This is a genomic window from Streptomyces sp. CB03238 (genome assembly GCF_002099185.1).
Lineage (GTDB): Bacteria > Actinomycetota > Actinomycetes > Streptomycetales > Streptomycetaceae > Streptomyces.
In genome coordinates, this window is record NZ_NBCN01000007.1 from 121,618 (window position 1) to 143,263 (window position 21,646).

22 protein-coding genes and 3 pseudogenes are annotated in these 21,646 nt (G+C 69.5%); 8 read left to right on the forward strand and 17 right to left on the reverse strand.

Features of this window, described 5'->3' with window-relative positions:
* Nucleotides 1–25 precede the first annotated feature (25 nt).
* The 10 genes and pseudogenes from BKD26_RS13695 to BKD26_RS13740 form a co-directional block, all read right to left on the reverse strand.
* Nucleotides 26–583: a hypothetical protein gene (locus BKD26_RS13695; RefSeq protein ID WP_241518633.1), complete on the reverse strand. Its 558-nt coding sequence runs from the start codon at nt 581–583 to the stop codon at nt 26–28.
* 8 nt (nt 584–591) lie between these two features.
* On the reverse strand, nt 592–1,530 hold the full coding sequence (locus tag BKD26_RS13700; protein ID WP_241518634.1) for an alpha/beta fold hydrolase: 939 nt from the start codon (nt 1,528–1,530) through the stop codon (nt 592–594).
* A 126-nt stretch (nt 1,531–1,656) separates the two neighbouring features.
* The gene (locus BKD26_RS13705; protein WP_084898112.1) at nt 1,657–2,409 is read right to left on the reverse strand and encodes a DsbA family protein; all 753 of its coding nucleotides are present in this window, start codon (nt 2,407–2,409) and stop codon (nt 1,657–1,659) included.
* Nucleotides 2,402–3,142 (reverse strand): 3-oxoacyl-[acyl-carrier-protein] reductase, encoded by a 741-nt coding sequence (gene fabG / locus BKD26_RS13710; RefSeq protein ID WP_084898113.1) that lies wholly within the window; start codon nt 3,140–3,142, stop codon nt 2,402–2,404. The genes BKD26_RS13705 and fabG overlap by 8 nt, the downstream gene beginning before the upstream one ends.
* A 28-nt stretch (nt 3,143–3,170) precedes the next feature.
* Entirely contained in the window at nt 3,171–3,656 is a 486-nt protein-coding gene (locus BKD26_RS13715; protein WP_084898114.1) for a beta-hydroxyacyl-ACP dehydratase, read from the reverse strand.
* Entirely contained in the window at nt 3,650–4,042 is a 393-nt protein-coding gene (locus BKD26_RS13720) for a hypothetical protein (RefSeq protein WP_084898115.1), read from the reverse strand. Before BKD26_RS13720 ends, BKD26_RS13715 begins: the two co-directional genes overlap by 7 nt.
* Nucleotides 4,042–4,302: an acyl carrier protein gene (locus BKD26_RS13725; protein ID WP_084898116.1), complete on the reverse strand. Its 261-nt coding sequence runs from the start codon at nt 4,300–4,302 to the stop codon at nt 4,042–4,044. Before BKD26_RS13725 ends, BKD26_RS13720 begins: the two co-directional genes overlap by 1 nt.
* Before the next feature lie 113 nt (nt 4,303–4,415).
* Nucleotides 4,416–5,171, reverse strand: a complete 756-nt coding sequence (locus BKD26_RS13730; RefSeq protein ID WP_084898117.1) for a beta-ketoacyl synthase N-terminal-like domain-containing protein — start codon at nt 5,169–5,171, stop codon at nt 4,416–4,418.
* An 11-nt stretch (nt 5,172–5,182) separates the two neighbouring features.
* Nucleotides 5,183–5,779, reverse strand: a pseudogene (locus BKD26_RS13735) (transposase); the annotation flags it as partial.
* A 115-nt stretch (nt 5,780–5,894) separates the two neighbouring features.
* The gene (locus tag BKD26_RS13740; protein ID WP_084898118.1) at nt 5,895–6,386 is read right to left on the reverse strand and encodes an FBP domain-containing protein; all 492 of its coding nucleotides are present in this window, start codon (nt 6,384–6,386) and stop codon (nt 5,895–5,897) included.
* Between the two features lie 105 nt (nt 6,387–6,491).
* Here BKD26_RS13740 and BKD26_RS13745 point away from each other — a divergent pair, with 105 nt between their 5' ends.
* Complete coding sequence (locus BKD26_RS13745) at nt 6,492–7,931, forward strand: DHA2 family efflux MFS transporter permease subunit (protein ID WP_084898119.1); 1,440 nt, start codon at nt 6,492–6,494, stop codon at nt 7,929–7,931.
* Between the two features lie 65 nt (nt 7,932–7,996).
* The gene (gene fusA, locus BKD26_RS13750) at nt 7,997–10,117 is read left to right on the forward strand and encodes an elongation factor G (RefSeq protein WP_084898120.1); all 2,121 of its coding nucleotides are present in this window, start codon (nt 7,997–7,999) and stop codon (nt 10,115–10,117) included.
* A 90-nt stretch (nt 10,118–10,207) separates the two neighbouring features.
* Here the strand turns inward: fusA and BKD26_RS13755 are convergent, their stop codons facing one another.
* Nucleotides 10,208–10,420, reverse strand: a complete 213-nt coding sequence (locus BKD26_RS13755; protein WP_084898121.1) for a dTDP-4-dehydrorhamnose 3,5-epimerase family protein — start codon at nt 10,418–10,420, stop codon at nt 10,208–10,210.
* Nucleotides 10,421–10,453: 33 nt separating this feature from the next.
* Complete coding sequence (locus BKD26_RS13760) at nt 10,454–10,954, reverse strand: thiamine pyrophosphate-dependent enzyme (protein ID WP_241518635.1); 501 nt, start codon at nt 10,952–10,954, stop codon at nt 10,454–10,456.
* Between the two features lie 14 nt (nt 10,955–10,968).
* On the opposite strand from BKD26_RS13760, the gene BKD26_RS13765 reads away from it, so the two are divergent.
* Together BKD26_RS13765 and BKD26_RS13770 are read left to right on the forward strand one after the other, a co-directional pair.
* Nucleotides 10,969–11,163, forward strand: a complete 195-nt coding sequence (locus BKD26_RS13765; protein ID WP_107417871.1) for an aldo/keto reductase — start codon at nt 10,969–10,971, stop codon at nt 11,161–11,163.
* 48 nt (nt 11,164–11,211) lie between these two features.
* A pseudogene (locus BKD26_RS13770) lies at nt 11,212–11,988 on the forward strand (class I SAM-dependent methyltransferase); the annotation flags it as partial.
* A gap of 61 nt (nt 11,989–12,049) precedes the next feature.
* On the opposite strand, the gene BKD26_RS13775 reads toward BKD26_RS13770, so the two are convergent.
* Nucleotides 12,050–12,631, reverse strand: coding sequence for a TetR/AcrR family transcriptional regulator (locus BKD26_RS13775; RefSeq protein ID WP_084898123.1), 582 nt, complete (start codon nt 12,629–12,631; stop codon nt 12,050–12,052).
* Nucleotides 12,632–14,222: 1,591 nt separating this feature from the next.
* Between BKD26_RS13775 and BKD26_RS13785 the strand changes: the two genes are divergently transcribed.
* Nucleotides 14,223–14,951: a lysophospholipid acyltransferase family protein gene (locus BKD26_RS13785; RefSeq protein WP_084898124.1), complete on the forward strand. Its 729-nt coding sequence runs from the start codon at nt 14,223–14,225 to the stop codon at nt 14,949–14,951.
* 139 nt (nt 14,952–15,090) lie between these two features.
* Here BKD26_RS13785 and BKD26_RS13790 read toward each other — a convergent pair.
* From BKD26_RS13790 to BKD26_RS13805, 4 genes and pseudogenes are all read right to left on the reverse strand, one after another.
* Nucleotides 15,091–15,654: pseudogene (locus BKD26_RS13790) on the reverse strand (GNAT family protein); the annotation flags it as partial.
* A gap of 87 nt (nt 15,655–15,741) precedes the next feature.
* The gene (locus BKD26_RS13795; protein WP_241518636.1) at nt 15,742–16,494 is read right to left on the reverse strand and encodes a VTT domain-containing protein; all 753 of its coding nucleotides are present in this window, start codon (nt 16,492–16,494) and stop codon (nt 15,742–15,744) included.
* 39 nt (nt 16,495–16,533) lie between these two features.
* Nucleotides 16,534–17,202, reverse strand: coding sequence for a lysophospholipid acyltransferase family protein (locus tag BKD26_RS13800; RefSeq protein WP_107417846.1), 669 nt, complete (start codon nt 17,200–17,202; stop codon nt 16,534–16,536).
* A 240-nt stretch (nt 17,203–17,442) separates the two neighbouring features.
* Nucleotides 17,443–19,035 carry an MFS transporter gene (locus BKD26_RS13805; protein WP_084898125.1) on the reverse strand — a complete coding sequence of 531 codons (1,593 nt, stop codon included), beginning with the start codon at nt 19,033–19,035 and terminating at the stop codon, nt 17,443–17,445.
* 255 nt (nt 19,036–19,290) lie between these two features.
* Here BKD26_RS13805 and BKD26_RS13810 point away from each other — a divergent pair, with 255 nt between their 5' ends.
* The 3 genes from BKD26_RS13810 to BKD26_RS13820 all read left to right on the forward strand — a co-directional run bounded on the left by BKD26_RS13810 (nt 19,291) and on the right by BKD26_RS13820 (nt 21,610).
* Nucleotides 19,291–20,016 (forward strand): lysophospholipid acyltransferase family protein, encoded by a 726-nt coding sequence (locus BKD26_RS13810; protein ID WP_347104804.1) that lies wholly within the window; start codon nt 19,291–19,293, stop codon nt 20,014–20,016.
* Between the two features lie 89 nt (nt 20,017–20,105).
* A complete protein-coding gene (locus tag BKD26_RS13815) occupies nt 20,106–20,408 on the forward strand; it encodes an acyl carrier protein (protein ID WP_179166525.1) in 303 nt (100 codons plus the stop codon).
* Nucleotides 20,405–21,610: a beta-ketoacyl-[acyl-carrier-protein] synthase family protein gene (locus BKD26_RS13820; RefSeq protein ID WP_084898128.1), complete on the forward strand. Its 1,206-nt coding sequence runs from the start codon at nt 20,405–20,407 to the stop codon at nt 21,608–21,610. Before BKD26_RS13815 ends, BKD26_RS13820 begins: the two co-directional genes overlap by 4 nt.
* Nucleotides 21,611–21,646: the final 36 nt, after the last annotated feature.

The following is a 21,646-nucleotide window of genomic DNA, read 5'->3' on the forward strand; positions in this document are numbered from 1 at the left end:
TCAACCAGCCTGTTCCAGCTGGCAGTTACCTGCCAGCTCGGCCCTTTACCCGCTTTCCGCGCCCCTCGGCCAGATCGCGCAGGGTATACAGCTGACGGCGCATCATCAGCAGGTCGCCCCAGGCCATGGCGCGCATACGGACAGCGCCCAGCACCCCGGGTCGGCGGCCCACCATCATTTTGACGACGAGTCTGGTGCTGTCCGGCCCTTCGGGCAGCAGCGTGTAACTGAGCGCGAATTCACCGAAGGCCCGCACCGCCCAGGGTGTGTTCAGCAGGAGCGTCAGTCGACGATCCTGCTCGAATTCCACCAGTTCGAAAATGGTCATCACCCGCTGGCCGGTCTCCAGCACCTCGGCGCCCGGGGTGAGTTCCACGGGGCTGCGCCGGCCGAAGTTGTCCAGCAGGTCGTAGCTGTACGGTGCCACTTTCAGCTGGCACAGCCAGCGGAAGACGGTCGGCGCGTCCGTCCGTACGGTGACTGCCCGCATCCACGGCTCGGAGGAGGGTCCCAGCAGGCCGTCACACGGGTACGACGCCGCCAGTTCCTCGGGCCTGGCCCCCCATACCTGCGGAATTCCCATGGCGGGCACTATCCCAGCGCCCGCTTGAGGAAGTCGAGCACGGCGGTCCGGTAGCGGTCCGGATCCGTCTTCATGCCCTGCAGGTGCTCGGTTCCGGGGAGCACCTCGACCTCGGCCTCGGGATAGCGGGCGGCCAGCACCCGCGCTCCGTCGACCGGGATGATGCTGTCGTCCTCGCCGGCCAGGATCAGCACGGGTGTCCGCAGGTACGCGCCCTCGGCCGGCGGCGGCCACTGCGCCTGCAGCATCGCCGTACCAAGGCGCGAGAAGACCGCGGTCAGCAGCGCCCAGGAGGGCCGGGAGCGCAGCGCGCCCGGCACGGGAAGTCCCTTGGCCCGCAGGAAGTTCTGGAACAGCGGGCGCAGTTCCAGGGCGGGGCCGCTGTCGCAGACGATCGCCTCCACCGGGCAATCGGCCCTCTTGAGCAGGTAGAGGGACGGGAAGGTGGAGAAGGAGAAACCGAAGACCGCGTAGCGCGCGTCGGCGTACTCCGGAGTCGTCCGCAGGTGATCCACGACGGACACGACATCGTCCGTGTGGCGCTCGCTCAGACCCCAGAAAGCCTTGTCCGCGTCGCTCAGCCCGTGGTTGCGGTGGTCGAACAGGGCCACCGTGTAGCCGGCCTCGTGCAGGAAGGCAGCCTGGGCCAGGCTCGCCGACTTGCTGAGGCCGATGCCGTGGCCGATGACCACGACCCGGTCCGTGCCGCCGCGGCAGAGCCAGACGTGCAGCTTGCGCCTGCCGCCGGGCAGGGCGACGGAGATCTCTTCCACCGGCAGCCCGACATCGCTCGGGTGCTTGTGGTGGGGCCGCCGCGGGGGGTGGTAGACGAGGTACGAGAGCATCGCGCCGTAGACCGGTGCGGCCGGCAGCGCCAGCGTCGCCGTCAGCGCGCCCAGCAGCGAACCGCGGCCACACGGTGAGGTCCTCCCCGTGTTCCCGTCCACCGTGTCCACCGTGTCCGTCCGGACAGCGGATTCCTCCTGCGGGCCGTTGCCGTTCCGGTTCCCGTTGCTCTGTATGTGGTGCCCCCCTCATGACTCATGTTCCTGCGGCCCGCCGGAATGCCGGTGTCAGCCGCAGCCGCCGGCGTGACCCCCGTCAGCCGACCGGATCACCGTATCCGCGACCACCAGGGGCACGCTTGCTTTCCCGATCTTCCATTTTCCGCCGTCCAGGCGCTCCCGTACGGCCTCGCCGAACGCGGAAACCCGGTCCACGCCCCAGTACTTGTCGTACCGGTCGACGAAGAACGGCACCCCGAAGACACCGTCCTGATAGACGTCGAGCAGCGCGGCCACCCCCCGCGCGCGCAGCAGCGGGTCCTTGGCCGCGCCGGCCAGCCGCTCCTGCGGCAGCCCGAGGTCCACGGCCAGCTGACCGATGACCGAGGGGTCGCAGATGTCGCGGCCCTCCTGCCAGCGCGCCCGGTAGGCCAGGTCGGCGAACTCCCGTCCGCGGTGCTCGTCACGGGCCGCGATCCAGGCCAGGTGCGGTACTTCCCAGACGGGCTCGCGGTCGAGCGGCCATGTCATCTCCAGCTTCCGCTCCCGGGTCAGCCGACGGACGTCCTGAAGGATGTACAGATGCTTCTCGCGGGACATCGCCACGTACGGGAAGTGCCCGCCGGCTTCGGCCAGGGCCCGGGCGCTCACCGCGTCGGGCTCCCAGAACGGCCGCCATTCCACGGCGTCCAGGACATCCGGGTGGCTGCGCCGCATGTCCCGGTAGGCGAGCCAGGAGTACGGGCTGCGCAGGGAGAAGTAGAAACGGGGCGGCGCCTGGCGGCGGGGCGTCCTGGGCGCGGCGGGCCCGGTCTCAGACAACAAGGCCTCCGTCGATCTGGAGGACGGCCCCGGTCACGTATTCGGCGCCGACCAGGTACGACACCATGTCCGCGACCTCCTCGGGGCGGTCGAGCCGGCGCAGCGGGATACCGCGTATCGCCTGCTCTCTGACCTTGTCGGACAGGCCCGCCGTCATGTCGGTCTCGATGAATCCGGGCGCGATCGCGTTCGCGCGGATCCCGTACCGGCCGACTTCCTTCGCCAGCGCCTTGGTGAAGCCGATGATGCCCGCCTTCGAGGCGGAGTAGTTGGTCTGCGTGGCATGGCCGTAGACGCCGGCGACGGATGAGATGTTGATGACGCAGCCGCTCTTGCGCTTCATCATCTCGAAGACCACGGAACGGCATACGTGGTACGTGCCGTCCAGGTTGACCCGCAGCACCTGCTGCCAGTCCTCGTCGGCCATCATCAACAGGGCCTGGTCGCGGACGATGCCGGCGGAGGTGACGGCCGTGTCGATCACGCCGAGCCGCTCCTCCGTCTCGGCGACCAGGGCGCGTACGGCGTCGGGGTCCGACACGTCCGCCCGGTGGGCGTAGACGCGTACGCCCAGCTCCGCGACCTCCTTCTCCACCTCCGCGGCGCTGTCCGGACGGGAGGCGTAGCAGAAGGCGACGTCATGGCCGTCGCGGGCCAGGCGCAGTACCGTGGCACGGCCGATGCCGCGAGTGCCGCCAGTGACCAGGGCGACCTTGCGTGTGCTGTCTGACATCTGGACTCTCCTCTGCTTCACGTCTGCTTCACGCCGGCGGCCGGGCACCGGTCAGCTCCTCGGCCGGGCGCATCGCCATGACGACCCGGCCCACCTCCATGACGGTCTCGCCGCCGGACAGCGACTCGCCCTCGAAGACCACGGTGTCGCTGAGGGCGCGGACCAGCCGCACCCGGTGCTCCAGCACCTCGCCGGGGAGCACCGTGCGGTGCAGGACGACGTCGGAAATGCTGCCGAAGAGCATCACCTGGCCCGACAGCACATCCGGATTGGGCTTGTCCCACGCGGCCAGCACACCGGCCGCCTGGCACCAGGACTCGACGAGCAGTGTCTGCGGATAGCCGTGCTCCTCGTCACCCGCGTCCTCCGGAAGGCCCTGGTACCAGGGCTCGTTGCAGGTGACGGCCTTGAGTGCGACCAGCCGCTCCTCCGGCACCAGTTCGACCACGCGGTCCACCAGCAGCATCGGGTAGCGGTGCGGCAGGACCTGCTTGATCCCGGTCGTCGTCAGCACTGCGGGCTCCTCTCGTCGAAACGCAGGCGCACCGTCGCGGCGCGGCCCCGGCCGGTACTGGCGACCGCGTCGCACCGCCAGTGCGTGCCCCGGCGCCGCCACGTGAGGTCGACGGTCAGCCGGTCCCCCGGGAACACCGGGCTGAGGAACCGGGTGGACTCGATGGCCGCCAGGGTGACCCGGCCGCCGGGCGCGGGGGCGGTGGCCACCGCGCTGCGCCGGACCTGCTCGACGACGCAGACTCCCGGGAAGATGGGGAAGCCCGGGTAGTGGCCGGGGAAGACCTGCTCGTCCGCGTCGACCCGGACGGTGGTGCGCAGCGTGTCGGAGGCCTCGGGCGAGACCTGCGGAACGGCACGTACGGGACTGGCGGCGCGCGGCGGCATCAGGCGGCCAGCTTGGCGTCGAGCAGGTCGTAGGCCTTCTGCAGGCAGGTGACCTCCTTGAGTTCGGACTCGCCGAGCTTGACGCCGTACTTCTTCTCCAGGACGACCATCACTTCGAGGGCCATCAGGGAGTCGACACCGAGGTCGGTGACGAAGTGGGCCTCGTCGGTGAGCTCCGCCACCTCGACGTCGAGGACGTCGGCGACGGTCTGGCGGAGGTTCTCCTTCTCCAGGACGGTGTGGGTGGTGGTGTCGGCCATGATGTTTCTCCTTCTGAACGGATCTCTTCGGTTCTGCTGATCTCGTGAGGCAGGGGCCAGGGGTCAGGGGTCAGGGGTGTCGGATACGGCGGAACAGCGCGCCGGTCACTCGGTCAGCGCAGCCGGAGTACGGCGCAGCCCACCACGCCGTCCCGGTCGACCGAGGTGATCAGGCCGAGGGAGCCGCTCAGGCCGGCCCGCTCCTCGGCGGCGGCCAGCAGGGCCGCGATCTGGAAGGTCGCCGAGGCGGCGTGGGTGTCACCGATCAGCTCGGCGCAGGCGATCCGCTCGGGACGGTGGGTGCCGAGGACGTCCTTGAGGGCGGCGCGTTCGGCCTCGCCGCGCACGCCGCAGGCCTGTGAGTCGGCCACCAGGCGGATCTCGTCGGTGCGTACCCCGGACCGCTCCAGTGCCCGGCGGATGCTGTCGGCGAGTACGGGTGCGACCTCGTCGGCGGTGTGGAAGACCCCGAACTCCAGGGCGAGTATCTCCGCCAGGCCGGGGCGGCCGTGCTCCGCGGAGGCCTCCGCGTACTCCAGCAGCAGCACCGCCGCCCCCTCGCCGAGGAGGCCGCCGGCCTCGTCCTCCTGCCGGGTGTGCACCTCCAGCCAGGAGCGGGCCGTGGAGAACTCCTCGACCGCCCCGCACAGCACGGTCCTGGTGTGCCCCGCCTTCTGCAGCCGCAGCGCGTAGTTCAGCGCGAGCAGCCCGGAGGCGCGGCCGCCGGCGACGGTGGTGTTGGGGCCCTTGAGCTGGTGCCAGATCGCGCACTGGCCGGCGGCGCAGTTCATCACCGTGTTGGGGAACCGCATCGGGTCCACGTAGAACGGCTTCTCCTGCACCAGGGAGTCGCGGGTGAAGTCCATCATGCTCTGCGCGCGTAGCCCTTGTCACCGATCACGGTCTGCCCGGAGCGGGTGACCAGCAGGTCGGCGTGTTGAGTGAGTATGTCGGCAAGGACCTCCCGCTCGACGGTCTTCGGGTTGGCCAGGGCCCAGGCGACCGGCAGGCCGCCGGGTGTGCAGAGCAGGTGCAGCCGCAGACCCCAGAAGAAGCGGGAGTGGGAGGGGCAGTAGCCGTATCCGGCCCAGCCGGCCAGGTCGGAACGCTTGACGGTGGGCCTTGAGCGGGCGCATTCGACGGGTGTGGAGTCCACGATCCAGACGTCGTCGTGCCACAGGTCGGTGTCGCGGGCGAGGGTACGGATGAACCTGCTGATCAGTGTGTTCGCGGCCCGCAGGCGTTTGTTGTAGCCGGACTGCCCGGGCAGGTAGGGAAACTCGGCGGCCAGGTGGGCGCGGGCGAACCGCAGCCAGCGGGCTCCGGAGACAAATCCGAGCAGGGCCTGCATCACCGCCAGCGTCAACAACTCGGCGTCGGTCAGGCTCGGCGGTCGGCCCCATCGACGCGATCCCACCAGAGAGTCATCGATCCTCACGTACAGTGCAGTTGCGAGGGTTTCGAGGTCTGTCGTCACAAACGGACCAACGAGACCCTCGCTTCATGCACCCGGCCCCTTCGGACTTACTCATCTAGGGCCTGAAAGGCAACGTTTCCCCGTCGCGACGGGGCGAACGTCGCCCGCTGGGGCACTAAAGGAGCTTGTTCAGGAAACCGGCGAGCTGCGCACGCATGCGCTCGACCTTCTCGTCCTCGGTGAGGGTCTCCTGGAGGCGGCCTCCGGGCTGAGCCCGCTTCTTGCCGCGCACGTACAACGAGCAGGCCAGGTCGGTGCAGAGGTACTGGCCCACCGTCTCGTCGCCGTTGCCGGTCTGGCGCGCCTTGCGGGCCGTCATCAGCGCCACCCCACTCGCGGGGTGCGTCGTCAGGCAGATGGAACACATGGAGTGGTGCTGCGTGCTCCCGGTGCGGGCCGCCAGACGGAGGGCGACGCCCACGAGCCGACCGTCGTGCTCGGCCACGATGTAGCTGCGCTGCGGCGCGGCCGGGTCGCGCCACCCGAGGAAGTCCAGGTCGTCCCAGGGAAGTTCGGGGAGATCCCGCGGCACCGTGAGTCGACTGACCTCGCCCTTCGTGCAGTTGACGAACGATGAGCGGATTTCGGGATCGGTCAATTCCTTCATGATCCGGACCCTAGCAGGGCCTATGTATAGTAGGCAAAAAACAATGACCCCTAGGTTGTGGCTTATGGGCCACTGCCCAGACGCTGCACAGGAGAGGCCACGTTCATGTCCGAGGAGATCAGCACCACGAGCACCGGGAGGGAGGCGCCGGCCGAAGCGGCCACCACGCCGACGGAGCGCTCGCCCGTCGTCGTCGCACTCGTCCTGGCCATGGGCGCGTTCGTCGCCCTGTTGGACACCACGATCGTCGGCGTCGCCATGCACTCGTTCACCGAGTACTTCGACGTCGGCCTCGCGGACGCCCAGTGGGCGTCCACCGCGTATCTCCTCGCGATGTCTTCGGTCATCCCGGCGACCGGATGGGCGGCTCAGCGCTTCGGCGCGACCGCCACCTGGATCGCCTCGCTCTCCGTCTTCCTGCTGGGCTCGCTCCTGTGCGGTGTCGCCTGGTCGCTGGGCAGCCTCATCGTCTTCCGGGCGGTGCAGGGTCTCGGCGCCAGCATGCTCTTCCCGCTGATGCGGATCATCGTCGTCGAGGTCGCCGGCCGGGCCCAGATGGGCCGGATGATGACGATGATGTCCGTTCCGCTGCTGGTCGCGCCGGTGCTCGGCCCCGTGCTGGGCGGCACGCTCATCCAGGAGTTCTCCTGGCGGTGGGCGTTCTTCCTGAATGTGCCGATCATCCTCACCGTGATCGTCCTGTCCGCGCGGAACATCCCGAACATCAAGGGGCAGGCGCCGGGGCGTCTCGACCTCGCCGGGCTGCTCACCATGGGCGGCGGCCTGGCCGCGGCCATCCTCGGCTTCAGCAACCTGGCCAAGGGCACGTCGGTGACCGACACGCCGGTGCTCCTGCCGATCGCGGTGGGCGTGTTGCTGCTCGCCGTGCACGGGGTGCGGACCGCCCGGTCCGAGACCCCTGGTGTCGTGGACTTCTCACTCTTCCGTGACCGGGCCTTCACGGCCTCCACCTCCATCACCCTGCTCAACAACTTCGGTCTCTACGGAGTCGTCGTGCTGGTCCCGCTGTTCTTCCAGCAGGCCGGCGGGAAGGGGCCCCTGGGTGCCGGAGCGATCATGGTGGCGCAGGGGGCCGGAACGGCGGCGGCGGTGCTGCTCGTCGGCCGGGTCATCGACACCAAGAGCAACCCCCGGGCGCTGGTCCTCCTCGGGCTCCTCCTGGTCGCGGCGGGCCTCACGACGTTCGCCCTGGCCGAAACCGCCGAGGTGACCGTCCTCCTGCTCGCCGCCCTCTTCGCCCAGGGCATCGGCCTGGCCCTGGCGGCGGCGCCCGTCATGGTGACGCTGTACCACTCGCTGCCGACCACCAGCGTGCCGGCCGCCACCACGGCCAACGCGGTCTCGCAGCAGCTCGGCGGTGCCGTGGGCACCACGGTCATCGCGCTGCTCCTGCAGCACTACGTCTACTCGGCAGGCGGAGCGGCCGCGGAGTTCGGCGCCGTCTTCTGGTGGGCCCTCGTCTTCGTGGCCCTCACCGCGGTCCCCGCGCTGTTCCTCCCGCCCGGCAGCTCCAAGCATGCCTGAGCAGGACGCACAGGCCTGAGCCTTCGGAACCCGCCCCACCCCTCCGTCCAGGAAAGTACTCAGTCATGGCTATCACTTCGCTCGGCCTGGCCACGGTCCGCAACATCGGGATCATGGCCCACATCGACGCGGGCAAGACGACGACCACCGAGCGGATCCTGTTCTACACCGGTGTGTCCTACAAGATCGGTGAGGTCCACGACGGCGCTGCCACCATGGACTGGATGGAGCAGGAGCAGGAGCGCGGCATCACGATCACGTCCGCCGCGACGACCTGCCACTGGCCGCTCGACGACGTCGATCACACCATCAACATCATCGACACCCCGGGGCACGTCGACTTCACCGTCGAGGTCGAGCGCAACCTCCGGGTGCTCGACGGTGCCGTGGCGGTGTTCGACGGCGTCGCCGGCGTCGAGCCGCAGTCCGAGACCGTGTGGCGTCAGGCGGACCGCTACAGCGTCCCGCGCATCTGCTTCGTCAACAAGCTCGACCGCACCGGCGCCGAGTTCCACCGCTGCGTCGACATGATCAGCGACCGCCTGGGCGCCCAGCCGCTCGTCATGCAGCTGCCCATCGGCGCCGAGGCCGACTTCAAGGGCGTCATCGACCTCGTTCGTATGAAGGCCCTGGTCTGGTCCGCCGAGGCCACCAAGGGCGAGGCCTACGACACCGTCGACATCCCGGGCACCCACACCGAGGCCGCCGAGGAGTACCGCGGCAAGCTGCTCGAGGCCGTGGCCGAGAACGACGAAGAGATCATGGAGCTGTACCTGGAGGGCCAGGAGCCGTCCGAGGAGCAGCTGTACGCCGCGATCCGCCGTATCACCATCGCCTCCGGCAAGGGCACCGGCACCACAGTGACCCCGGTGTTCTGTGGCACCGCGTTCAAGAACAAGGGCGTCCAGCCCCTGCTCGACGCGGTCGTGCGCTACCTGCCCTCCCCGCTCGACATCGAGGCCATCGAGGGCCACGCGGTGAACGACCCCGAGCAGGTCGTGCGGCGCAAGCCCACCGACGACGAGCCGCTCTCCGCGCTCGCCTTCAAGATCGCGAGCGATCCGCACCTGGGCAAGCTCACCTTCGTGCGGGTGTACTCCGGCCGCCTGGACGCCGGCACCGCCGTGCTGAACTCGGTCAAGGGCAAGAGGGAACGCATCGGCAAGATCTACCGGATGCACGCCAACAAGCGTACGGAGATCGACTCGGTGGGCGCCGGTGACATCGTCGCCGTCATGGGTCTGAAGCAGACCACCACGGGTGAGACGCTGTGCGACGAGAAGAACCCGGTGATCCTGGAGTCCATGGACTTCCCGGCGCCGGTCATCGAGGTCGCGATCGAGCCCAGGTCCAAGGGCGACCAGGAGAAGCTCGGCGTCGCGATCCAGCGCCTGGCCGAGGAGGACCCGTCCTTCCGCGTCAAGACCGACGAGGAAACCGGACAGACGATCATCGCCGGCATGGGCGAGCTCCACCTCGACATCCTCGTCGACCGCATGAAGCGCGAGTTCAGGGTCGAGGCCAACGTCGGCAAGCCGCAGGTCGCGTACCGCGAGACGATCCGCAGGACGGTCGAGAAGCACGACTTCACGCACAAGAAGCAGACGGGCGGCTCCGGCCAGTTCGCCAAGGTGCAGATCGCGCTCGAGCCACTCGTCGGCGAAGGATACGCATTCGAGAACAGGGTCACCGGCGGCCGCGTCCCGCGCGAGTACATCCCGTCCGTGGACGCGGGCTGCCAGGAGGCCATGGACTTCGGCGTGCTCGCCGGATACCCGCTCACCGGTGTCAGGGTCGTCCTCCTCGACGGTGCGTACCACGAGGTCGACTCCTCGGACATGGCCTTCAAGATCGCCGGTTCGATGGCCTTCAAGGAGGCCGCCAAGCTGGCGTCCCCGGCCCTGCTGGAGCCGATGATGAAGGTCGAGGTGACGACTCCCGAGGACTACATGGGCGATGTGATCGGCGACATCAACTCCCGTCGCGGTCAGATCCAGTCCATGGAGGACCGCCACGGTGCCAAGCTCGTCACGGCTCTGGTGCCGCTGTCGGAGATGTTCGGCTACGTCGGCGACCTCCGCAGCAAGACCTCGGGGCGCGCGAGCTACTCGATGCAGTTCGACTCCTACGCCGAGGTGCCGAGGAACGTCGCCGAGGAGATCATCGCGAAGGCCAAGGGCGAGTAGCCCCCGGCCGGACACCCGAACGCCGTGGTGCGAGGCTCCCTCGGAGCCTCCCACCACGGCGTTGTTCTGCGCCTGTCGCGGTTCCCGCTGTCAGCTGCGCACCGCGCCCGACCGCGCGTCGAGGCGCAGGCTCTCGGCGTAGTCGGGCAGGATGCCCAGCTCCTTCGCCTCGGCCAGCGTCGGAGCCGCGCGGTCTCGGTCCGACAGAACGAGGTCCAGGCCCTGCGGGAAAGGCAGGGCGAGTTCGGGGTCCAGCGGATGGATGGCGTGCTCCCGCCGCGGCCCGTAGGTCAGGGTGTGCAAGTCCGGTCTCCTCTTTCCTGGGATGTGCGGTGGTCAGTGGGGTGCGGGCAGATACGCGCCGTCGAGCAGCCGGGCGGTGTCCGGGAACGGCAGCGCCTTGGCGCGGCCGACCGCCGCGTGGGTCTCCTGCTGGAACTCGGCGCGCCAGGCGGCGACGGCCGCGTCGATGTCCGGTTCGTCCGCGCGCAGCGCGTCCGTGGCCCGCAGGATCGGGCAGCCCGCCATCCAGGACTCGATCTCCTCCTTGGAGCGGTAGCCGTGGTCGTGGTCCAGGCCGGGGCCCACATGCGCCCGCCACCGGTAGGTCGCCAGTTCCAGCAGGACCGGTCCCTCGCCCCGGCGGGCGTTCTCCACCGCGTCCCGCGCGGCGGCGTGCACGGCGAACACGTCGTTGCCGTCGACGGACCGCGCCCGCACTCCGGCCGCCGCGGCGCGGCCGTGCACCGAGGTGCCCTCGGCATGCCGGACGCTCAGCGGCGAGGAGATCGAGTACAGGTTGTTCTCACAGATGAAGACCACCGGGATCCGGTGCACGGCCGGACCCGGCGGTGGTCGGCACGGCCTGGACACTGTCGCGCCCCGGTGTGACGGCCGCGGTGATCGGGCCTCGTACGGAGCACCACATCGAGGGCGCGCTCGAAGCTCTGGAGTGTGCGCTGCCCGAGTCCCCGCTGGCCCGGCTCGACGAGCTCTTCCCGCCGTTCGGTCGCGGCGGCCCGGCCCCCGACTGCTGGCTCTCCTGACCCGACCCGACTCACGTGACCTGAACCGAACTGAAAGGAAACGGCTCCATGGCCGAGAACAATTTCACCGACCCGCGGCTCGTCCCACACGAGTCGGCACAGGACCGCGACGCGCGCGAGCGGCTGACCAAGCTGCTCGTCGAGTCGCCGATCCCGCCGGAGTACCGGATCGACAACCTGTCGGTCTACATGCGCCGGCACCAGCTGGCCGACCTGCTGTCCATGGACGCGCTCTCCCGCATGCTGCCCGAGATCCCCGGCAGCATCATGGAGTTCGGCGTGCTCCACGGCCGTCACCTGGCCACGTTGACGGCGCTGCGCAGCATCTACGAGCCGTACAACTCGCTGCGCCGCATCATCGGTTTCGATACCTTCACCGGCTTTCCCGAGGACATCAACGCCGTCGACAAGGTCAGCACCAGTGCCGTCCCGGGACGTTTCGCGACGCCCGACGGCGAGGTCGACCACCTCCGCGAGGTCCTGGCGGCCCACGAGGCCACCGAGCCCTTCGGGCAGCACACCCAGCGCTCCCTCGTCGTCCAGGGCGACGTGCGTGAGACCGTTCCCCGATACCTGGAAGAGAACCCGGAGACGGTCATCGCGATGGCCTACTTCGACCTCGACCTGTACCAGCCGACGAAGGAGCTCCTCGAGGCGATCAAGCCGCACCTGACCAAGGGCAGCATCCTCGCCTTCGACGAGTTGGCCCACCCCAAGTGGCCCGGCGAGACCACCGCTCTGCGGGAGGTCTTCGGCCTCGACCACGCCCCTCTGCGCCAGCTGCCCGGCCGCGAGCCGCCGGTCATCTACATGAAGTGGGGCGAGTGCCGGAAGCCAGGTCGGCACGACAGGGCCTCGTCCCACCCGTCGCGCCACCGGCCGCCTTCTAGGCGGCCTTGGCGCGGGGCCACTGCCGGAGCACCGAGTGCACCGCCGCAACGGTCTTGCGCCAAGAGCCCTCGATGTCGCGCGGGTGCCCGAACCCGCCGACCGACTCGATGTTGATGAAGCCGTGGAACGTACTGCGCATGAAGCGCACCGCATCGGTCAGATCGGGCTCTTCCAGGTCGTAGGCGCGCAGTACCGCGTACGTCAGCTCGATGTTGCGGACGAACCCCTTCTCATCGGCGATCTGATCCAGATCCAGCCGCATCTGTGTCGCCGCGTACCGCCCCGGGCAGCGCAGGGCAAAGGCACGGTAGGTGTCGGCGAAGGCCACCAGCGCGTCCTCGGCCGACCGGCCGGCGATGGCCACGGCGAGTTCGGCGCTCATCTCCTCGGCCGCCAGCAGAGCCACCCGGGTCCGTACGTCCTGAAGGTTCTTGACGTGCGAGTACAGGCTGGCGTCCTTGACGCCGAAACCGCGGGCAAGGGCCGACAGTGTGACCCCTTCGAAGCCGATCTCGTCGGCCAAGGCGGCAGCGGCATGTGCGATCTTGTCGACGGTCAGGCCCGGACGCGTCTTCATCCACTCCCCTAATGGCTCAAGCTTATTCCCTTGGAGCATAAGCCAGCGGCCCCGAAGTGCGAAGTCGCCCGACACACCAGTAGCGGGCCACGCCCTTCCAGAAGCTCAGGGCCCTGCTGGGGCTCGCTCTGGTGAGGTGCTCATGCATCACCGACTCAGGCGGGAAGCAGTCGGTGCCGTCTGCCTACGAGGGCCGGATTCCCGCCCTGCCGGTGGCCCCACGCGGGGGTGCTCGTCCAGATGAGCGCGCGTCCGCTCCCGCCGCTCCTCGTCGGTCAGCGTGGCCCAAGCGAACCCGAACCAGCGAACGCATCGACGTATCCCTCGGCCCAACGACGACCGCATGGCGATCCCGCACCTCGGCAGGCACTCGGATCACGGCATCGGACACAGAGAATGTATACGTCGCGAGGGGCCCATACTGCGCCAACTCCACGTGCTGCCCTCGTCACCAAAACCCTTGACCCATCCATTGCGGCTACGTAGGCCGACAGTCGCATTCCCACCCGGACGAGGCGGCACGAGCAACAAGAAACCCAAGCCCAGAAGCCTGATCTGGGGTACAAGTGGAGCCGCCTTCGGGATTAGAACCCGAGACCTCAGCATTACGAGACCGAGAGCGTTCATGTCGTGTGGTGCCGCATGGCGCTGCCGGGTGACGTTTCCCCTGATCAGACCATGTGCGCTGGGTTTCCCCGTGCTGCCCCATGCCGCCCCGTCCAAGGGCGTCTGTCCACCGGCTGTCCACCGGAGGACGCCGTCGCGCAGCACGTAGTGACCACCTGCTGGCACGCTGGCACGACAGCGAGCTGACCGCCTCGGTCGACCAGATCTGCACCCGCGTGGGCATCCCCACCGAACCTCGGGGTCCGGTCCTCACCGCGACCGACGGCGCCGAACGGAACGAAGAGTTCGACTTCGCGTTCAGCGCGCTGGAGCTGGCGGCGATCCGCACCGCGGCCCAAGCCGCCAGTCTCACGCCCGATGACTACGTCGAGGTCCTCTCCGAGTCGCTGCTCGCCGCCTCCCGGATCACCGACGCCTGCATGGCTCCAGCGGCCTGCTCGAAGACGCCACGTACGTCCTCGACGAGGCAACCGACCACGTCTGGCTCGGCGACGGGCCCGGCAGCCTGCCCACCCTGGTCCGCTCCCTGCTCGCCCGGATGGAGGCGACGGAGTGAACCCGTACAACGCGAACACGCACCCCGGTGCACACCCGTCGTGGTCATGCTGACCAACGGCAGACCCCTGGCCGTCCCGGCGCCCGCGGTGCCGGACGGTGGTGGGTCTGTTCGGCCGACTCCGCGGGCGCTCGTCCTACGACGAGTCCGATCCCGACTACGTCCCGGACGGGCCGCCCTCCTGGGGCGGGTGGTGACCATCGGCTGAGGCATCTCGCCCAAGGCAGATCAGGCCTCGCGTTCGAGAATGCGCGGTTCATCCGGGCCGTGACTAACGGAGCCCTAAATTCCGACCGTGTCGGCGAGGGCTCCCGACGGCGTTCGGCCACGCCTGGCCCGGCCACCCGTCGATACTGTGGCCGGGCCATGCGCAGTGCCGGGCCCGGGACACGGAACGTACGGACTGACATGGATGAGAACACGGATCAGCGGGACGCAAAGCCCGGCCGGATCGGAATGACCTACTGGTTGATCGCCACCGTCGTGCGCGCGGCCAACCGCGTCTTCGCGCGCCGCGAGTGGCAGGGCGGCCATCATCTGCCCGTGGCGGGTGGCTACATCACGGTGATCAACCACAACTCGTACGTGGACGCCTTCGCCTACGGCCACTTCCAGTACGACAGCGGCAAGCCGCCCCACTTCTTCGTGAAGGCTTCGCTCTTCAAGGTCCCCGTACTCGGCGCCGCGCTGCGCGCGACCGGCCAGATCCCCGTCGAGCGGCGCAGCACCCGCGCGGCCGACTCCCTGCGGGCGGCGTACGAGGCCGTGCGGAGCGGGGAGTGTGTGGCCATCTATCCGGAGGGGACGCTCACCCGCGACCCGGAGCTGTGGCCGGGGCCGCCGAAGACGGGGGCCGCCCGTCTGGCACTGATGACGCGGGCCCCGGTCATACCGGTCGCCCAGTGGGGCGCTCACGAGCTCGTGCCGCCCTACGCCAGGGGCGGCAGGCGGGTCAGACTCCGCCCCCGGCCCACCCTGGTGGTGCACGCCGGGCCCCCGGTGGACCTCTCAGACCTGTACGACGCCGGGCTGACCGTCCCCGTGCTCAGGGAAGCCAGCAGCCGGATCATGGACGCGGTCGTGACCCTGCTGGAGGACATCCGCGGGGAGAAGCGCCCTTCGGGCTACGGCACCTGACGCGCCCGTCTCCGGGCGACCCGGCGGGGGCAGACCCGGTCACCTTCCGCGTGGAACAGGTGGACCGGGCCGCCGGGCGTGGAGCGTTCAGCCCTCTCCTTGCAGGGAGGAGCCCGTCGGGGAGGTGACGCGGAGGCCACCGCACCGACGGGCACGGGTGGGCGGCCCAGTGTTCGACGGCGGTGATTCCGAGCAGCACGACGTCGTGGTAGCCGCCGGCGAAGTATTCGTACTGGCGAAGCCGTCCCTCCTCGACGAAGCCCAGGTTGCGGTAGAGGGCGAGGGAGGCGTCGTTGAAGGCATAGACCTCCACCTCGCGCCTGTTGTGGCGCTGTTCGGCGAACATGTAGGTGAGGACGAGTCAGGTCGCCTCGGCTGCCTATCCCCTGCGGCGGTGATCGCGGGTGATCTCGATGCCGGTCCTGAATCGTCCCGCACGACTGTCGGTCTCTCCGACCGTCACGGCTCCCGCGAACGCCTGGTCGGCCAGCACCTCGATCACCAGGCGGAAGGCTTCGCCCCCCGGCGGGCGACCTGCCCGCTCGGCGGCCCAGGCGCGGAAACTCTCGGCAGAGCGCGGAGGCTCGACCAGGTCGGCGGTGCGGGCGTCGAGCGTGTTCCGGGCCAGGTCGTGAAAGCCCTCCCAGTCCTCGGGCTCGACACCTCGCAGGCGTACGTTCTCGCCGGTCCACATGTCGCCCATGGCGCCCCCACTTCCGGATCGGTTGCAGGCGCTAACGCCGCGCACTTCACATCTGACACGCCTGTGCGTCGTGCGTCCGGCTGCGGATCACCGCACAGCGCCGGTCCCGGAGCGGTCGGCGGCGAGCCCCTCGGGCACGGTACCCAAACCGGAGGGACCTGTGGTCGCCTCGGTGAGGCCGGCGGCCGCCGCGGCGCGTGAGGCCCTGCGAGTGCGGACCACCTCTATCAGGACGGGGAGCATCGATACGCCGATGATCAGGAACACGACCGGCAGCAGATAGCTGTCGATGCTGCCCTTGAGGGTGTCCCCCAGGCGGTAGCCGAGCAGCAGGATGCCGACCGTCCACACCAGGCCCCCGATCGTGTTCCACAGGAGGAAGACGCCCGCGCGGATTCCCAGGACCCCTGCCACCGGGTTGAGGAACGTCCGCACGACGGGGATGAAGCGCGCGAGGACGATCGCCTTGCCGGCCCCGTAACGGCTGAGGTAGGCCTCGGCCTTCTGGACGTACTCCTGCTTGAACAGGCGGGAGTCGGGCCGCGCGAACAGCCTCGTTCCGACCTTCGCCCCGAGCAGATGCCCCAACTGCGCCCCGGCTATGGCACAGATGGGCGCCCCGATGAGGAGCATCGGCAGGGAGAGGTGGAAGCCGGGGCGGTCGAAGACCTCGGCGGCGGCGCCGGAGGCGCCCACGCCTGCCAGGAACAGCAGGGAGTCGCCGGGCAGGAAGAAGCCGAAGAGTAATCCGGTCTCGACGAAGATGATCACGAGGATGCCCGCCAGCCCGAAGGCAGTGATCATGGACTGGGCATCCAGCACGTTCAGGGCAAGTTCCACTGGGGGCTCCTCGGAAGGGGATGGAGGCGTGGTCCGGGCTCAGGTGGCCGCGGACGTGGCGTAGACGGGGACGTACTCCTGACCGGAGAGCGCGGCGACGGCGTCCGTGACGGTGTCGGCCGCGAGGCGCCTGGCGCGGGCCTCCCCGGCCCGGCCCGCGTACTCCGTCAGGTCCACGGGCGGCCCGAAGATGATCCGGACCCTGGCAGGACGAGGCACGTGCCGGCCGGGAGGGAGCACTCTGTCCGTGCCGCACATGGCAACGGGCACCACCGGTGCTTGGGATTTCAGGGCCAGCCACGCCACACCGGTACGGGCCCGGTAGAGCCGGCCGTCCGGCGACCGCGTGCCCTCCGGATAGATGCAGAAGACGCCGCCCTGCTCCAGGACCGCCAGACACGGGTCCAGAGAGGCGACCGCCGCCCGCTGATCGGCTCGGTCGACGGAGATCTGGCCGCTGCCGTTCATGAACGAGGAGATGAACTTCCCCATCAGGCCGCGTCCCCGGAAGTATTCGGCCTTGGCCATGAACGTGACGTGGCGGTCCAGGACGAGCGGAAGGAATGTGGAATCCACGATCGAAAGGTGATTGGAGACCAGCATCACCGGACCCGACCGCGGCACGTTTTCCAAGCCGGTCGCCTCGAGGCGTACCGCAGCGCGCAGCAACGGACCGGCTATCCGCCTGATGTGTTGGTAGATCGGCAACTTCGGGTTACTCCGCTCTGTTCCCGTATATCGATGTGATGAGCGATCGGAATTTCATACGCAGGCCCGACGGATCCTAAACACCACCCATCGGCCCGTCAAGCGGTCTTGATACGCCGAGGAATTACTGAATTCTCACCGCCGGTTTCACTTAATCCCGGCTAAAAAGACAGCGCCCCGTCCGCTCGGCAGTAGGCCGGAGCGGACGGGGCGCTGTCCGAAAAGGGCTGGGGCGAAACGTCAGGTGTGTTTGCCGCGCACCCCCAGTGCGGCGACGACCGCCCCCGTGAGGGCCACCACCACCGCCGCACCGAGGGCGTACGCCATCGCGTCCATGAAGACGGCGGAGCTCATCCGCTCCCAGGCCGACGCGAGTTCGGCGGGCATACCGGGGACGGGACGGTGCAGGCCGACCGACGTCTCACCGATCGCCCGGGTCATGACGTCGGGGTCCACCGGGGGGTTGCCTGCCCGGTCGAGTCCGGCGTGCACGAGAGCCTCGGCGCGGCTGCCGAGCATCGTGCCCATCACGGCGATGCCGATGCCGCTGCCAATCTGCATGCCGGTCTGGTGCAGCCCGCCCGCGAGCCCGCCCAGCGCCGGTGGCACGTTCGACACGATGATTTTGGTGGTACCGACCAGGGCGGGCGCCAGCCCCGTCCCCAGGGCGAACAGCAGCAGGCTCAGCTCCATCGAACCGGCGTGCGGCCCCAGTCGGGACAGCCCGTAGGTGGCGCCGGCGGTGACCAGGAGTCCCACGCCGACCACCACACGGGGCCCGGCCCGCCGCATGGCGAAGCCCGACAGCGCGGCGGCGACGATCAGGGTCCCGGTGAGCGGAAGCACGTGGATGCCGCCCGCGACCGGATCGAGCCCCAACTGGTTCTGCACGTAGTAGGAGAGCACAAAGAGAGTGCCGATCATGGTGAACGACAACGTGATGACCAGGAAGAACCCGACGCCGAGCGCCGGCGCCCGCAGGAGGGCGGGAGGCATGAGCGGGTCGCGGACGCGCTTCTCGATGCGCGTGAAGACCCAGGTGAGGGCGACCACGACGACGACCAGTCCGGCACTGCGCAGGTCGAGCACCCCGTACGAGGTGATCTTGGAGACGCTGAAGAAGAGGGCGAACAGGACCGTCGCCAGGACGGCGGCGCCCACGAAGTCGAATCCGCGCTGGCCCCGCAGGGCGACGCGGCGCGCGGGCCTGCCACGCCACAGAAGCGCGCCCGCCACCACGGTCAGGAGGCCCAGCGGGAGATTGATCATGAAGACCGCTCGCCATGAGACGTGCTCGACCAGCAGTCCGCCGACCACCGGTCCGGCCGCGGTGGAGGCGGCGATCGCGGCGCTGCGGATGGCGATGGGCATGTCGAGCCGGTCGTCCGGGAAGGTTTCCCGCAGCAGCCCCAGTGTGGCCGGCTGGAGCACCGCTCCGCTGACTCCCTGCAGCACCCGCAGGCCGATCAGCCAACCGGCGTCGTGGACTCCGGCGATGAGACCCGAGGTCACGGCGAATCCGGTGACTCCGATCAGGAAGGCCCATCGGTTGCCGATGCGGTCGCCGATGCCCCCGGAGATCACCAGGAGGCTGCCGACCGCGAGCAGATAGCCGGTCGTGACCCACTGGACCTGCTCCAGGCTCGCCCCGAGGTCGTCCTGGAGCGCGGGCTGGGCGAGCAGGACGATGGTGCCGTCGAGCGAGACCATCATGGCGCCCAAGGCGGCGACGGCGAGTGTCAGCCATGCTCTTCGCGGCTCGAAGTCCCCGTCGGTCGGCACGACTTCGGGCAGCATGCTCCCGCCGATACTCGGGTCGTCGATACGTGACATGCGAACCGCCTAGAACTGCGCGCCGGTGGGGATGAACGCCCGCCACGATATCCGAGCCGGTGGCCGGGGCAACGGTTCTCGGCCTGCCCGGGACCGCTCGCCGGGCGGCCCGGGGCCGTTCCGGCGGGCTCGGGTCGCCCATGGGTAACGACGCACCGCGTGCCTCGCTAAAGCGGTTTTTGCGAGCGCGGTAAAGCCCGCTGAATCGGCCTTGAGTTGGGCTCGCGGACTTCGACATAGTGAGCCGCCGAGACGGTGTCCGACGCGGACCCGAGAATGAATTCTGCCTTGGGGGAAGTCATGGCCGGCCGTGAGATCACGCGCAAGATTCTGTCGGGCCTGGCGGTCGCCTATTTCCGGCCCCGCATCACAGGCACGGCTCACATACCGAAATCCGGGCCGTTCGTCGTCGCGGCTAATCACCTGTCGTTCTCGGACCACATCTTCCTGAGCGTCTTCGTGCCCCGCCCGGTGTATTTCGTGGGCAAGGCCGAACGGCTCGGCAGGAAGGGGCTCAGGGGACGCGTCAGCAGCTGGTTCTTCGAGCAGGTCGGCATGATCCCGGTTCGCCGGGACGGAGGCCGAGGTGGTGTCGCCGCCCTGGAGACCAGTCGTGAACTCCTGGTGCAGGGAGTAGGGGTGGGGATCCACCCCGAGGGCACCCGCTCGCCGGACGGCCGGCTCTACCGGGGGCAGACGGGGGCGGCGTGGCTGTCCCTGACGACGGGGGCGCCCGTGGTGCCGTGCGGACTGGTCGGCACCGACCGGGTGCAGCGGCCGGGGCGACTGCTGTTGAAGCGGACCACGTTCGAAGTGCACTTTGGTGAACCGCTCACGCCCGGCGAATACGCCGGGCGGGAGAAGCAGAGCTTCAGCCGCCGGCAGTACACCGACCGGATCATGCGCGAGATCGGCGCCCTGTCGGGCCAGGAGCTCGCTCCCGGGTTCGCCGTCAAGGGCGCGGCCCTGGCCGCCAAATGAGCGCGGCCCCGGCCGGCGCCACCTGGTCTCGCCGGGAGCGGCCCGCCCCGGACAACCTCGACACACCACTCTCTGATGGGAGTTCACAGATGACTGCGTCCGACATCACGGACAGCCGGCCGGGCACCGCCGCCGGGGCCGCTGCCGCCAAGGCGGCGAACCTGGAACTGATGGCCTCGCTCATCGCCGAGATCACCGGCCTGCCGAAGAACGCGGTCGTCCCGGAGGCCGATCTGGTCGATGACCTGTACATCGACTCGGTGGCGAAGATCGAGCTGATGGTCGCCTGCGAGACCCGGTTCGGCGTCCAGATCCCCGACGAGGTCGTGAACGAACTGCGCGACGTCGAGGCGGTCCTGGACTACCTGGCCGAGCACAAGGCGGCTTCATGAGCGTCGCCGTCACGGGGGCCGGTGCCGTCACACCCATCGGCACGGACGCGGAGAGCTTCTACCGCGGCCTGCTCGCCGGCAGGTCCGGCATCCGGCTTCTGGACGGGCCCGGGTTCGAAGGTCTGCCGACCCGGCTCGCGGGAACCGCCGACGTCGAGGGCCGCCTCGACAGGATGACCGCACGGACGATAGAGCGCGTCCAGCAGCTCGCGCTGATCGCGGCCCGTGAGGCCTGGCACCAGGCGAAGGCCACGGATGTGGCTCCGGAGCGGCTCGCGGTGGTGATCGGCACCGCCATCGGCGGCGTCCAGGCGGTCCCCGAGCAGTTCCGGCTGGTGCAGGAGCACGGGCCGCAGCGCATCAGTCCGTACCTCATGTCCCAGCTGATGCCCAACGCCGCGGCGGCCAAGGTGGCCATGGATCTGGGGGCGCGGGCGGGGGCGCACGCGCCTGTCAGCTCCTGCGCCTCCGGTTCGGAGGCCATGACCATGGCCATGGATCTGCTGCGGCTGAACAGGGCGGACGTCGTCGTGGCGGGCGGAGCGGATTCCTGCCTGCATCCGATGACCCTGGCCGGCTTCGCCCAGTTGCGCGCGCTCTCCCGCCGAGACGACGACCCCTCGGCGGCCAGTCGGCCGTTCGACCGGGACCGTGACGGATTCGTCCTGGGTGAGGGCGCGGGCATGCTGGTGCTGGAGCGGGCCGAGCACGCCGAGGCCCGGGGGGCCACGGTCCTGGGCACCCTGCTGGGTGCGGGCGCCACCTCCGACGCGTACCACCTCATGGCCCCCGACCCCTCGGGCAGCGGCGCAGCACGGAGCATCGAGACGGCCCTCCGCGACGCCGGTGTGACGGCGGCCGACATCGGCCATGTCAACAGCCACGGGACGGCGACACCGGCGGGAGACCTCGCCGAGTCCCGCGCACTGAACCGGGCGCTCGGCAGCCACCGCCCGGCGGTGACCGCCACGAAGTCGTGTACGGGGCACCTGCTGGGCGCCTCCGGAGCCGTGGAGGCGGTCGCGACCGTACTCACCCTGCGCGACGGACTGGTCCCCCCCATCCGCAACCTCGAACGGCCCGGGGACGGGATCGATCTGGACCTGGTGCGGACGAAGCCCCGAGCGCTCGAGCACCGCGTCGCACTGTCCACGTCGTTCGGCTTCGGCGGGCACAACACCGCCCTGGTCTTCGCATGCTGACCGAGCAGCCCGCCGACCCCCGTACCGCCTGAAGGC